14 protein-coding genes are annotated in these 13,876 nt (G+C 46.9%); 12 read left to right on the top strand and 2 right to left on the bottom strand.

Going from position 1 to position 13,876, the window contains the following annotated elements:
- Positions 1–6 precede the first annotated feature (6 nt).
- Both ABIC22_RS23040 and ABIC22_RS23045 read left to right on the top strand, forming a co-directional pair.
- Positions 7–1,011: a hypothetical protein gene (locus ABIC22_RS23040; RefSeq protein ID WP_354484074.1), complete on the top strand. Its 1,005-nt coding sequence runs from the start codon at positions 7–9 to the stop codon at positions 1,009–1,011.
- Between the two features lie 230 nt (positions 1,012–1,241).
- Positions 1,242–1,661, top strand: coding sequence for a MarR family winged helix-turn-helix transcriptional regulator (locus ABIC22_RS23045; RefSeq protein WP_354484076.1), 420 nt, complete (start codon positions 1,242–1,244; stop codon positions 1,659–1,661).
- 299 nt (positions 1,662–1,960) lie between these two features.
- Here ABIC22_RS23045 and ABIC22_RS23050 read toward each other — a convergent pair whose 3' ends face one another.
- Positions 1,961–2,812, bottom strand: a complete 852-nt coding sequence (locus ABIC22_RS23050) for an aldo/keto reductase (protein ID WP_354484078.1) — start codon at positions 2,810–2,812, stop codon at positions 1,961–1,963.
- 171 nt (positions 2,813–2,983) lie between these two features.
- On the opposite strand from ABIC22_RS23050, the gene ABIC22_RS23055 reads away from it, so the two are divergent.
- Positions 2,984–3,433, top strand: coding sequence for a MerR family transcriptional regulator (locus tag ABIC22_RS23055; protein WP_354484080.1), 450 nt, complete (start codon positions 2,984–2,986; stop codon positions 3,431–3,433).
- Positions 3,434–3,950: 517 nt separating this feature from the next.
- Positions 3,951–4,097 (top strand): hypothetical protein, encoded by a 147-nt coding sequence (locus tag ABIC22_RS23060; RefSeq protein ID WP_354484082.1) that lies wholly within the window; start codon positions 3,951–3,953, stop codon positions 4,095–4,097.
- A gap of 203 nt (positions 4,098–4,300) precedes the next feature.
- Here ABIC22_RS23060 and ABIC22_RS23065 read toward each other — a convergent pair whose 3' ends face one another.
- Positions 4,301–5,899 carry a PucR family transcriptional regulator gene (locus tag ABIC22_RS23065; protein WP_354484084.1) on the bottom strand — a complete coding sequence of 533 codons (1,599 nt, stop codon included), beginning with the start codon at positions 5,897–5,899 and terminating at the stop codon, positions 4,301–4,303.
- A 273-nt stretch (positions 5,900–6,172) separates the two neighbouring features.
- Between ABIC22_RS23065 and ABIC22_RS23070 the strand changes: the two genes are divergently transcribed.
- From ABIC22_RS23070 to ABIC22_RS23105, 8 genes are all read left to right on the top strand, one after another.
- Positions 6,173–6,970, top strand: coding sequence for an ABC transporter ATP-binding protein (locus ABIC22_RS23070; protein WP_175398624.1), 798 nt, complete (start codon positions 6,173–6,175; stop codon positions 6,968–6,970).
- A 30-nt stretch (positions 6,971–7,000) separates the two neighbouring features.
- Entirely contained in the window at positions 7,001–7,879 is an 879-nt protein-coding gene (locus ABIC22_RS23075) for an ABC transporter permease (RefSeq protein ID WP_127537060.1), read from the top strand.
- A gap of 26 nt (positions 7,880–7,905) precedes the next feature.
- The gene (locus tag ABIC22_RS23080; RefSeq protein ID WP_354484087.1) at positions 7,906–8,934 is read left to right on the top strand and encodes an ABC transporter substrate-binding protein; all 1,029 of its coding nucleotides are present in this window, start codon (positions 7,906–7,908) and stop codon (positions 8,932–8,934) included.
- 63 nt (positions 8,935–8,997) lie between these two features.
- The gene (locus ABIC22_RS23085; RefSeq protein WP_354484089.1) at positions 8,998–9,810 is read left to right on the top strand and encodes a cysteine hydrolase family protein; all 813 of its coding nucleotides are present in this window, start codon (positions 8,998–9,000) and stop codon (positions 9,808–9,810) included.
- A gap of 21 nt (positions 9,811–9,831) precedes the next feature.
- Positions 9,832–11,019: an amidase gene (locus ABIC22_RS23090; protein ID WP_354484091.1), complete on the top strand. Its 1,188-nt coding sequence runs from the start codon at positions 9,832–9,834 to the stop codon at positions 11,017–11,019.
- A 72-nt stretch (positions 11,020–11,091) separates the two neighbouring features.
- The gene (locus tag ABIC22_RS23095; RefSeq protein WP_175398619.1) at positions 11,092–11,934 is read left to right on the top strand and encodes a creatininase family protein; all 843 of its coding nucleotides are present in this window, start codon (positions 11,092–11,094) and stop codon (positions 11,932–11,934) included.
- Positions 11,931–12,797 carry a fumarylacetoacetate hydrolase family protein gene (locus ABIC22_RS23100; protein WP_354484093.1) on the top strand — a complete coding sequence of 289 codons (867 nt, stop codon included), beginning with the start codon at positions 11,931–11,933 and terminating at the stop codon, positions 12,795–12,797. The genes ABIC22_RS23095 and ABIC22_RS23100 overlap by 4 nt, the downstream gene beginning before the upstream one ends.
- A gap of 35 nt (positions 12,798–12,832) precedes the next feature.
- Entirely contained in the window at positions 12,833–13,849 is a 1,017-nt protein-coding gene (locus ABIC22_RS23105) for an ABC transporter substrate-binding protein (RefSeq protein WP_354484095.1), read from the top strand.
- The last annotated feature ends 27 nt before the right edge of the window (positions 13,850–13,876 follow it).

A 13,876-nucleotide genomic window follows, 5' to 3' on the forward strand; every position in this document is an offset into this window, starting at 1 on the left:
AGGATAATGACAAAACAAGTTTATCTGGACTTGATTCAAGCCAAACAAACCCCGTATTCTAAGGATCCAAACAGCATGGGCTCCTATGCAGATGTGATGCACCGCATTTTAATACATAAGAAGTGGACAGAATTCCCTCGTCACATGATTGCGGGTATGACAGCAACTGTATTTCGATTGGTCGTAGATCGGCGTCTGACCGAAGAATCCATCTCAGCCTACAACTGGATGGCAGAAAACTTTGTAGCTGCTGATTTCATTGGAGTAACGGCCAGTCAGTCAGCAGGGTTTTCATTTGCACCGACGTTTCCTCTGTATCAAAAACAGGCATTGGTGGACATTAAGACATCCATTGATCGGTGTGTGGGGGCCATAGTATGGCATGACCAATTTGTTATTGCTGCCGGGTATGATGATGTGGAGCAAGTTTTGCTCATCTGTAACTGCGAAGGACATGACGTTACTCGTTTGCCTTACGATTCTTTTGGGCGAAATAGTACGCCTTATTGGTATTATCAAGTGCTGGAATCCTGTAGAGCGGTAGATTTATGGGAGGTCTGCAAGGAATCGTTGATTCAGGCCGTCTACAAATGGGAAATCCATGATTACATGCTGCCACCTCAAGATTATGCCTGCGGATCTGCTGCATATTCTGCCATTGCTTTAGCACTGGAAACAAGCGTTTATGATCCGAGGCAAGCTGCTGCAGTCCTCCGATATTATTGCAAATCAAGAGAGAATATTGCCTCCTATGTTGCAGGTCTTGGATACCTCTCTGACCAGATGGTTCAGGTCATTCAAGAATATACTTCCTTGTCAGATCTTTATTTGGAGATGATTCGTTGGGTTGATCAGTCCAATTTATGGGATATAAAAGAACCGGGGTGTGTTCAGTCTGTGATAGCGCTTCTACATCAAGCGAGAGAAACGGAACAACGTGCCATTGATGCCATTAAGCAGGCCTTTCCTGAAACCATCAGCAATCGTTTTAAAGATGTTGGACTGAGATAGCACTGTCATCATGCTGTGAATAAAAACCGAACCGAGCTCGTTGAAGCCTGGGAGGTTTTTTTGCGTTTATCTGGGATCGTAGGTAATTAAATATGGAGGCTTTTTTTTAGTTATCAGTAACAAGAAATTTTGTTCCTGAGCTTGGTCTGAAATTGACAAAAGTACATATAACAAGTAATATCTAAATAAAGAATCTTAAATCTGAGATATATAAAATGGAGTGAGAAACAATGAATAATTTTCGATATCAAGCATGTCTTCATTTCATTCAAATGTCAAAAATGATTCAGGACCAATTTCGGAGCGAGTTAAAGAAAGCAGACCTCAATTTCACGGAACTTTCTGTGTTAGTATCGCTTGAACATGAAGAGAAACAAGCAATTCAACAGATATCTCAACATGTATCTTTGACTAGTGGTGCTTTGACGTATATCTTGGATAAATTGGAGAATAAAAAGCTGCTAGCACGGATCCCTTGTCATTCGGATCGTCGAGTGATATTTGTACAACTAACGGATAAAGGCAGACACTTGATAGATTGTATACTCCCCAATCTGTATGACTTGGCTGATACTCAGTTCAATTCGTTAACGATGGATGACGCTGATAAACTTGAAAAGTTGGTAACGAATATGGGGACCGTCGGATAATACATCCAGCATATGGCTGAGATCAGTTTGGAACTTGCAGGGTGAAAACTTGTATGAATATAGCCTGGATGGCAAAAAATTTATTAGCTTCAGTGAAGTCTATCCATTGGAATGGGGACACGATCGGGGAAAACCGAATTGGGATATATAACCTGAACCTCGAAACACAACAAGGTTATATGGATGTAGAATTCTTCATTTACGAGTCCTGAAATAGTCTGCTTTTGCATCGGATGGTTAAGAAAACGAAGAATGTTGATCTGGCAGATCAACATTCTTTTTGCACATTACAATATGGTTTACAGATCAATCTTCCAGTTTCCCATCATCTTGGCGACTTCCGGATCGTGATACGATAAGAAAAGACTCTTCCGAGTATCAAGGGCCGTAATTTGTTCAATATCCTCGGTATCCAACTCAAAATCGAAGATGTTGAAGTTTTCGACAATCCGCTCTTTTTTCACTGATTTCGGAATTACAACGATTCCACGCTGGACAAGCCAGCGCAGCACGACCTGCGCGACAGATTTACTGTGTTTTGCAGCAATGGATATCAGCACTTCGTTGCCAAACATGTTATTAAGCCCTTCAGCGAACGGAGCCCACGACTGATGTTGAACTCCTTGTTCTTTCATAAAGGTGGCACTCTCGGTTTGGTGATAGAACGGGTGAGTTTCGACCTGGTTAACAGCAGGCACGATCTCATTATGCACGATAAGGTCCATCAGACGGTCGGGCATGAAGTTACTAACACCGATCGCCTTGATTTTACCTTCATGGTACAGCTCTTCCATTGCACGCCAAGCACCGTAGTAATCACCAAACGGCTGGTGTATGAGATACAAATCGAGATAATCCAACTGCAGCTTATTTAAGGATTTGTTAAAAGCAAGCTTAGCATTCTCGTAACTGGCATCCTGGACCCAGAGCTTTGTCGTGATGAACAGTTCTTCACGAGGCACGCCACTGCGCTTGATCGCACGTCCCACCGCTTCCTCATTTAAATAACCGGATGCAGTGTCGATCAACCGATAACCAGCCATCAGCGCTTCATATACTGCATTCTCACATTCTTCAGCATCCGGAACTTGGTAAACACCAAAGCCGATAATCGGCATTTTTACCCCATTATTTAATGTTACGGTTTGCATAGTATTCCTCCTAATATTTAAATGTAATATGCAATAGCCCTAGATTCGAAATTGGGCACCTCAACAGGGCGTTCCCTTCAAGGTCGAGTTGCATTACAATGAGCCTATCACCTTCGTGTTACACGAAGGCAAGCATACTTTGGAATTTATATTTATCAAGGAGGTTTTCTCATGCACACCGTCAAAGAGGCCGCGCAGATCACAGGACTCACCGAGCATGCTATTCGCTTTTATACAGATAAAGGCTTGGTGCCAAGTGTACAGCGCAATCAGAATAATATTCGAATGTTTGACGAAGAATCAATCAACTGGTTACATGGCATCAAATGTCTCAAACAATCCGGGATGCCAATTGAAAATATTAAAATGTATGTTGATTACTGTCTCGAAGGAGATTCAACGATCCCACAACGGTACACACTTATGATGGAGCATAGAGAGGCAGCTCTTGCTAAGTTTGAAGAAGCCAAACAGCACTTAGCGCATTTGGAAGAAAAGACAGCTCTATATCAAGCAATAATGGAGAACCGCTCCCTAGACACAACCAATCCCGCTAACTGGAATCGAATTAAACATATGCATGGAGACGTATTTTACGCTTCCTCTGCTGTTGATCTATAATGAACAAAAACGCAGGTCAAAGTGCAGGTGCGAAATCAAGTATAGTCTCAAACATGAATTCCATTCTAGGTCAGTATACTTTTAGCGAGCAGTCATCGACCCATGAATTGATAGAGTTTACGTACAATCACTGCTGGGTTTGATACCACTCGCTGGCTTCAAATATGTAAAATCCCGCAAAGCACTCGAGATGAAAACACAGGAATGGTTGATATCCATCTATCTTCAGGCCAATATAAGTGTTACTTCTCTCATTCTAGCCATGTAGTTGTGCTGGAAGAGTCCAAATATCGGAGTTATAGTCGACAACTTTATTTTCCGCGCCTAATATTTTTTTATCTAAACCTAGAAAAAAATCCCTTTACAATCATTTACAGTAAGTTATAATACAATCAACAAGTGGGTTACTTTACAAAAAACTGAAATGTTGTAATTCCTTTTTTTTGCAATCATGTAGTCACCCTCGACTCGTCCATTTTGAGTTACTTATTACATAATAGATACCGGAGGTATGGTTATGGTCAAGAAGAAAATGTCCACAACTCTCAACGCAGCTTTAATCGTTTCTATGCTGGCTGCTGGCGTGATCGTCGCGATCCAAGGTACCACAACGTTAGAGGTAGCGAAGACAGCAGGGGACAAAAAGGTTGAAGTTATTAAATGAATAAGCTGGGTGCGGCTCTAGTAGTCAATTAGGGAGTATTCGAAGCACCTGATGTGAAATTCAAGCGGAATCAAAAGACACTAGAGTGGCAGCAGCTCAAGATAAGAGTGAACAAGTATAATGAATAAATTAACCTCAGCTCGGTAAACCTGCTGAGGTTTTTCTTTATTGGGTGGAACAGAGTGCGACGACAATTGCCCTTTTTAAATTTGCCTCTCAGGCGACATCAAGTGCCTAAACATAAGTCCCAGCTTTAAGAGCAGCAGATGATCGGTATTCTTCAAATCCAGATTCAGCAGCCCCGAAATTTTCTCGAGCCTGTACAGCACTGTGTTGCGATGGATATATAGCTCACGTGCAGTTTCATTCACTTGGCCGTTGTTGGCGAAATAGGCTTCAAGTGTGTGCATCATCTCACTGGTGTATTCCTCTTCTTTGTCCATGAGTGGACGGAATAAATAAGAGCAATACCGGACCATAACCTCCTGCGGAATATGCTTGAAGAGATAAATAAACTCCAGGTCAGCAAACATGACAATCGGTTCGCTTAAACCAAGCTCCGTACTGATTCTCTCAGCATCCCTGCACTCCCGGAAGCCGTCGATGAACTCCTCCATGCCCGTTCTCACTTTACTGATAAAACATGTCCTTGTTCCGTGGTCCCATGAATGCATCAAATCCGCATACGAACGTACGGAATCCTCATACTTCCTTCGATCCTTGGCCTCTTCTTCTAGAAGGGGGAAGAGTGAATATATGCGGTTCATCACATAAAAATGATGGGATTCCAAGGAGGACGTTTTGGGATGGTCCTGAAGCCTATTCTGAATCTCCCTCAGTTTGCGCCTCTGACTTTCATGGTCCCAAGCATCCGCTCTTGTGGAAGATACCATGCATACGTAGGGTGTGCTCCAGAATGTGCTTCCCAATGCTTCGGCAAATTCGAGCACCGTTTTCAGAGAGGCATTCCCCTTTAAGTAACGTTCCATGGCCATGCCAAGACGACTGCCTGCCGCAGTAGCCTCCTGATTCTGGATGACCTCCAGATGATAGGAAAGAATGACGGCAGCTTGGTGAAAAATGCCCTCCATTTCATGTGCTTCCAGCAGATTTTCAGTTTGTATCAGCAAGTAACCGTATGACTTTCCGTTTTTCAGCAGGGGGACCCGATACAAGAGGTTGCTCGCCGACTTGTAAAACCGATTGTCCTGATTCCAGGGCCAATCGCTCAACAGCTCCATATCGGAACAGCGTGTCATATTATACAAGGTCTGTCCGTCAGAGGTAACGATGGCTAAAGGAACCCCTAAAATGCTTGTGATACTTTGAAAATAATTGGTGTACTCATCCGCCTGCATCGCAAAATCAACCAGCTTCTTCTGCGTTTCAAGCAATTCATTCAGTCGGCGGGTATCGCGTTGGAACTCGGATTGGTAGAGAGCGGTGATCTGCTCGGAGAAGGTAAACTCAAAAGGCAGCTCAATTAGGGGCAAAGCCAGCCGATCGGCTTCCAGCAGGGCTATCTCTGGTATTTCCGCCCAGTATCGACCAAGCTTGATGCCAAGCCCGGAGGCCCCACGTTCATTCAGCTTTTGCAGCAAATTAACAAATTCCTCGGGTGAATCCCTAATCGCGTAAGCTGTAGTCAACAAGAGTTCCCCTTCTTTCATCCAGTTGATCACATCCGGCGCATCCATCAAATTGATGGAGCTAATCGTTCGAGAAATTCCTTTTTTACCGGCTGCCAACTTCCCTTCCGATAACGGGTACACTGCCAACGCATCTTCTATAGTTAAATGCATGTCAATCATTCCTCCTAAACGATACATATCTGAATCAGGTACCGGACGCCACGTAACTTTTTAAGCAATTATATAGGGTCTTGTCGAATTCCTGCAATCCCCATTGTTATATATATGTCATATAAGATGACCGAAAATATAGATTATTCTGTTTTTGAACCAACGTAAAGCGTATACCGTTAGATAAAAAACCAAAATTGTGTAAGGAATATTTACATGTATATTTTTTGGCTTTATGATAGGACACAACTTCAAAGAGAAGAGGGGATTCAGATGCAGCTCACCCAAAATCAACAGGCAGCGGCCCAAAAGGACAGCCGTTCCATGCTTGTAATCGATGATGTCGGCAAAATCTACCCCAATGGCACTGTAGCTGTGCAGCATGCAAATCTGCATGTGGGGGAAGGAGAATTTCTATGTTTTGTCGGTCCTTCCGGTTGCGGGAAATCTACCATATTCAATATGATTGCCGGTTTGACGGAACCGACCTCCGGTCATCTGACTGTGCTAGGTACTTCCCCAAAGGAAGCACGTAAACAGAATGAAATTGCCTTTGTATTTCAGGAGCATACCCTGCTACCGTGGGCCAAGCTGATTGATAATGTCACCATGCCTCTTACTTTGCGTGGCGTATCCAAAAAGGAGCGGATTACCGAAGGCGAGCGGGTTTTAGAGTTGGTAGGTCTGAAGGATTATATGAAGGTGCTGCCCCGTGAGTTGTCAGGCGGAATGAAGATGAGAGTATCTATTGCACGAGCGTTAATATCTCGTCCCAAGCTGCTGTTAATGGACGAACCGTTTGGTGCTCTTGATGAAATTACCAGGCAGACGCTGCAGAATGAACTGCTAAATATTTGGGAACAGGACAAGAAGATGTCGGTTCTGTTCATTACGCATAACGTGTTCGAAAGTGTGTTCCTATCAACAAAAGTCGTAGTGATGACGCCTCGTCCCGGTAAAATTTCGGATTTCATTGATATTCCGTTTGCCTATCCGAGGGATGATGAATTCCGGACCCAGCCTGAATTCGGTGAATATGTACGCAGCGTGTCCAATGTACTAAAACATTGATAGCCAGAAATGAGAGGAGAGGGAAGCAACATGGAAGAGATGGTAGCTAATCCAGCCGTTGAAACGACACCAGGCATCCGAGCTTCTGGGAAGGACAATGTCCGCAGCCATCATCCGGCAGAAGAGAGCCCAGTCATTGGACTGCTGAAAAAAATTCTGCCGCCAATCGTCGTGTTTGTCCTGTTTATCGGTGGATGGGAATTAATCGTGCGGATACTCGGAATGCCCCCATATATCTTGCCCAAGCCATCCGATATTGCCGCAGCCGCAGCTGAGAACAGCGCGAATCTGATTACGTCGGTAAGCACAACCATTGTTGAGGCATTGATCGGTTTTACGATCAGTGTAGTGCTCGGTATTTCATTGGCCATTCTGCTGGCCCTGTCCAAAACAGTGGAAAAAAGCGTATATCCCTACGCTATTATCCTACAGACTATTCCGGTCGTTGCGGTAGCACCAATCATTGTAATCTGGTTCGGAGCGGGAATAAATGCGATTGTAATTATCTCATTCTTAATTAGCTTTTTCCCGATTTTATCGAATACGCTGATCGGATTGAACTCAACGGATCAGAACATGAAGAATTTATTCTACTTGTATAATGCAAGCAAGCTGCAAACCATTTGGAGGCTTAGATTTCCGGCGGCACTCCCGTACATTATGGCAGGGCTGAAAATTTCATGCTCCAGTTCGGTTGTCGGAGCGATCGTGGGTGAATACATTGCAGGCATTGGTGGCGGACAAGGCGGACTCGGTTACGGGATTACCGTTGCGGCAACCCGCCTGCAAACTCCTTATCTGTTCGCCTGCGGTTTAGCGGCATCCGCCCTAGGAATCGCATTTTTCCTGATCATCAACATGGTGTCGAACAAACTTTTGAAGTCCTGGCATGAATCAGCAATGAAATGATACCAGAACCGGGGGAGAGATCCAACATGTCCAAACATCATATGAACTTTCGTTACAAGAAATGGCTGCTGTCTGCTGCTTCTTTGATCATACTGCTTCTGAGCGCATGCTCCAATTCCTCCGCTCTAGAATCCGCCGCCCCGGCGGGAGGGGAAGCTGGAACCGATTTGAAGCAGGTGAAACTGATCGAGGGCTGGTACGCCAAAGGGGAAGATGGAGGCTATTTTGCGGCATTGCAGCAGAACTATTATAAGGACAAGGGGATCGACATGACAATTCAGCCTGGAGGCCCCGAGGTGTCAACCATGCAGCTTGTCGCTGCAGGCAAAGCTGAATTCGGTATCTCTTATGCGGATGAAATTTTGAAGGCGCGGGAACAGGGAATCCCTGTTGTCGGTATCCTTGCCGGTTTTCAAAGCACACCGCAGGTTCTGATGTACCACAAGGGGGAGAACATTCAGGACTTCACAGACCTGAACGGCAAAACCGTATACATCGGTACAGCGGTGCCTTACTGGGAATATATCAAGAGCCAATACAATCTGACAGATGTAAAAGAAATGAAGTATAACGGGCAGCTTGTCAATTTTATCAATGACCCCAGTTCGCTCAATCAGGGTTACATCACGAATGAGCCTTACGCACTTTCTCAGCAGGGGGTTGAGGTGGACTATCTGAAAATCGCCGATTCCGGTTATGCGAATTATGCAGACGTTCTTTTTACGACTGAAGATTACCTCAAAGAGCACCCTGATGTCGTCGAAGCTGTGGTGCAGGCAAGTCAGAAAGGTTGGAGCTATTATCTAGACAACTATGAAAAGGTAAACCCGTTTATTCAAACCTACAATCCCGATATGACGGTAGAAGCAATGAATTACGAGGCAGTGCAGGAAAAACCCTTTATTCTTAACAAGGATTCCGAGGCAAATGGTATTGGTTACATGACAAAGGAACGCTGGAGCACCCTGCAGGATCAGATGATCAAGGGCGGAGGGTTAACGAAGGCACTAGATGTTAGCCAGGCGTTTACAACGGAGTATCTGATGAAGCCATAAACCTGAACCCAAAGTATTTAAAGCTTCAAAACAGAAATTTCAGAAAAAATGAGGGGACTTAATATGTTCAAACTTGGAAATCGAAAGAGCTATTGGCAAGTGTCCGAAACGCTGGTGGATCTAAGGCGAACGCAAAAGTACGGCAAGTCAGTAACCCTCCCTGCACAGCCGCAGGAAGTCATATTTGATCTCGAGCATACGGCAGTTATTGTCATCGATATGCAGAATGATTTCTGTACACCGGGTGGATGGCTGGATTCCATTGGGGTCGATACCTCTCCGCTCCTAAACCCGGTCAGCCGGCTGAACCGACTGATGCCCGAGCTGCGCAAAGCGGGAGTGCCTGTTATTTGGGTGAACTGGGGCAATCGGGAAGACCGAATGAACGTGCCGCCATCCGTGCTCCATGTGTACAATTCGGATGGGCGGGGCAACGGCATCGGGGACCCGCTGCCGGGGAACGGGTCCAAGGTGCTGGAGAAAGGCAGTTGGGGAACGGCAATTGTCGATGGTCTGGATTTGTCCCCCAATGATATCTATGTGGATAAATACCGCATGAGCGGGTTTTGGGATACACCACTGGACAGTATTCTACGCAATCTTAATATTCAAACGGTGTTGTTTGCCGGGGTAAATCTCGATCAGTGTGTCATGCATACACTGCAGGACGCGGCTTGTCTCGGATATGACGGCATACTTCTGGAGGATTGCTCGGCAACAAGCTCCCCGGATTTCTGCATAGAAGCGACCTTGTACAATATCAAGCAATGTTATGGCTTCGTTACAGATTCCACCTGGTTGGTGCAAGAGCTGAGCGGGGGAGCGACTCCTATAGAGAGAAACACCTCGGAAGAGCTGGCATCGTTAGAAGGCTGAGCGGAAGGATGGGATGAAGCAATGAAGGACCAATGGAACGCCATTGTCAACCAGGTGATCGTTGAACCGACAGGACAGGGTAGGTTGAACGGACTCAGCTTTATGGTCAAGGATGTGTTTGCCGTACGTGACATTACTAATGGCGCGGGTAATCCTTGTTGGCTCCAGACGCATGAGCCGGCGAAGGAACACGCGGAAACGCTCAACCTGCTATTGCAGCAAGGAGCAAGGCTAACGGGCATGACGCATACGGATGAGCTGATGTTCAGCTTGAATGGGGAAAATGTCCATTATGGAACACCAGTGAATCCGAGGGCTCCCGATCGTATCCCTGGCGGTTCATCGAGCGGATCGGCGGTTGCTGTCGCCGCTGGGCTTGCTGACTTCTCCCTTGGAACGGATACGGGAGGATCGGTACGTGTGCCATCTTCGTACTGTGGAATTTATGGAATACGTCCATCGCATGGCATTGTCTCCGCGAAAGGCGTTATCCCACTCGCTCCCAGCTTCGACACCGTCGGCTGGATGGCACGCGATCTCGAGACACTGTGCCGGGTAGGTGAAGTACTTTTGCCGCAGACAGACCCGGGTACAGGCTTCAGCCGGGTGCTCATCGGTGAGGATGCATGGGAGCTTGCTGACACGGAGAGCAAAGAGGCGCTTACCCCTTACCTAAAGTTGCTGTGCGGCATGGCTGCGAGCCATGAAACGGTTCGCATCGCCCCGCAGGGTCTACCTGAATGGATGACCATGTTCAGGACGATCCAGGGTTATGAAATATGGCAGGAGCACGGGGCGTGGATTGAACGTGAGCAGCCGACCTTCGGACCAGATACGGCCGGGCGATTCTCCTGGGCAGGCACCGTTGAACGTGCCGATCAGGAGAAGGCAGCCAAACGGCGAGTTGAAGTGTGCAAGCACATGGCTGACCTGCTCAGAACGGATACGGTGCTTGTGATTCCGACGACGACTGGAGCGGCCCCGAAGCTGGGATTGGGCGGGCCTTTAATTGAAGAACGAAGAGTGAATACGATGCGATTAACCTGCATTTCCGGCTTGTCGGGTCTGCCGCAGCTTACGATTCCCGCTGCGGAGGTACTGGGCCGCCCGGTCGGCATTTCGATCATTGCCGGTCCGGGACAGGATCAACGTCTGCTGGAATGGGCCACATCCTTTTTTTTAGCAGTAAATTCAGAAGTAAAAAGATAAGAGCTTCATTCGATATATAGACATGAAGCTACGCGTAAAAACAATAAAGCCGCAGGAGAAAGGGTGTCTGTTATGTTTCAACGATATGAAGGAACAGCGTGGGAGGAACGATTTTTGCCCCGTCTGACAAGCAAACAGGTCAAAGAACTGCCGAAGGATAAGGCGCTGGTTATTCTCCCAGTCGGAGCTGTGGAGCAGCATGGCCCCCATCTGCCCGTATATACGGACACTTTGATTGGGGAAGCGACATTATCACAAACGCTGGAGCGGGTGCGGGCGGATAAGGAGATCTGGCTGCTGCCTCCGGTCTCGTATGGCAAAAGCAATGAACATATCGGACTTCCGGGCACCATTTCCTTATCGGCGAGCACACTGCATGCCATCATGCTGGACATTGCAGAAAGTCTGAAGGCCAGTGGTTTTCGCAAGTTATTGTTGTTTAACACCCATGGCGGCAACGTGGATTTGCTAAATACGGTATCCCGAGAAATACGGATCAGAACGGGGATGATGGTTTTCTATCTCAGTCCCAGCAGTCTAAATGTGGCAGAGGATCTCCTGTCTTCCGAGGAGCTGGAATACGGTATTCATGGTGGTGATTATGAGACCTCTCTCGTGATGTCCATTAAACCGGACTGGGTGAAGAAGGAGTTCCTCGTCAAAGAGCTTCCTGATATGTCCTCTTATCGCTTTCTTACATTAGAAGGGAAAATTCGCTTCGCCTGGAAGATGGCTGATATCTCCGCTACCGGCATTGCTGGTGATGCTACGACGGCCACGCCTGAGAAAGGCAGGATTATTCAGGATAGAATCTCAACGATTTTGTCGGAGGCGCTGGAGGAACTGTGTGATTTTGAAATCACCGATGTCCGCGGGACTGAACCGGTTCAGCAGCCAGCAGGAAGCACCCCGTGAAGCTCGTCAGTCTGAAACACGGCGATGGTGAACAGGCAGCGATTGAACATGGGGAACGATTCTTTCTTCTGGAGGAGATCAACAGGGCGGAAGGAAGCACATGGGGCACCTCCGTTATGGAGATCTTGCAACAAGGCCAGCTAGAGGAGCTTGTCCAGTGGTATCAGAAGCACGGGGACAGAACAGTTTCATCAATCCCTTTCATACCTTCAGAGGGAGCCGTACCTGCTCCTCTCTTCCACAACCCTCGTAAAATATGGGGAATTGGCATGAATTATGTGCAAAAAGCGATCGATCTCGCATCGACTCCTCCCGAGCGTGAGCCGGTCTGCTTCATGAAGCCGGACTCAAGCCTGATTGGGCCGGAAGAGTATATCCAGCTGACGGCTCAGGATGTGAATGTGACATCAGAAGCAGAGCTTGGCATTATCATCGGCCGAACCTGCAAAAATGTGCCGGAAGAACGTGCGAAGGAGGTCATTGCCGGTTTTGCCGCAACGCTGGACATGACTAACCAGGACATTCACGCACGGAACCCCAGATTCCTGCAGCGATCCAAGGTATTCGATACATTTTTCAGTCTCGGACCACAACTAATAACACCTGATGAAATAGGCGATCTGCAGAACCTCATCGTTGAAACGGTGTTGAATGATGAGGTTATTCATAGCAATACGGTGTCTCGCATGATGTATCATCCATGGTTCATTGTCTCGTATTTTTCACAGATGATGACTCTTCATCCGGGAGATGTGATCATGACGGGCACACCCGGATCCGTCCGAATTCAGCAAGGAGATGTCGCTGAATGTAGAATCAGTGGCTTTATGACGCTTCGAAATCCGGTAGGGGAAGTCGTATAAATCATCAGTAATTTTCCTTGGGGAGTGGTAATGAGATGAACAAGTACAGACAAAAGGGAACTGTCGTTTTACTCGCAGCAATGATTTCCTTATCCACATTGCTGGCGGCTTGCGGGAATCAGCCAACTGCTGAGAATGCCTCTGCTACGGGGGGAAGCGAGGAACTCACGGCAATTACACAGGTGACGAACTGGTTTGCACAAGCAGAGCACGGGGGTCTGTATGCGGCAAAGGAACAAGGATATTACAATGAGGCTGGTCTCGATATGACCATCCAGGCAGGTGGGCCGCAGGTGTCTCCAACACAGATCGTGGCTTCAGGCAAGGCGCAGTTCGGACTGGCTACAGCGGATCAATTGCTGGTCGCTCGTGAAGAAGGAATCCCTCTTGTAGCAATTGCGACGATATTCCAGAAAAGCCCGCAGGGACTTATGGTTCATGCCAATCAGAACGTGTCCTCCCTGGGCGATTTGAACAACCGCTCCGTATACGTGGGGACGGGCTCGGTGTTTTGGGACTTTGTGAAGAGTAAATACCAATTGGGTAACGTGAAGGAATTGGCTTATACCGGTTCTCTGGCTCCTTTTGTAGCCGATGAAACGGTTGCCATTCAGGGATATGTAACCAGTGAGCCGTACGAGATGAAGCAGCAGAATGTAGACATTAATTTCCTGCTACTGGCAGATGCCGGTTATAACCCGTATTCCAATGTGCTGTTCACCACGGAGCAGTATATTCAGGATCATACTGATATTGTGCGTGGTTATGTCGAGGCTTCGATGAAGGGCTGGGACTATTACAAGACCAATTATGATACTGTGAATGACGTCATTTTAAAGGAAAACCCTGATTTTACGAAAGAAAAGCTGAACTATGCCGCTGAAACACTTATCCCGTTCGTATACGAAGGTGATGCGGTGAAACACGGTGTTGGTTACATGACAGAGGAACGCTGGACGGAGCTCGGAAAGCAGTTAAAGGAGATTGGGGCATTGAAAGAGGAGCCTGATGTCAGCAAAGTATTTACGGATGAGTTCTTGCCGAATTCCTAAGAGATTCCTTTGGGAGATCAGTTATAC

Source organism: Paenibacillus sp. PvP094, assembly GCF_040546835.1.
Lineage (GTDB): Bacteria > Bacillota > Bacilli > Paenibacillales > Paenibacillaceae > Paenibacillus > Paenibacillus illinoisensis.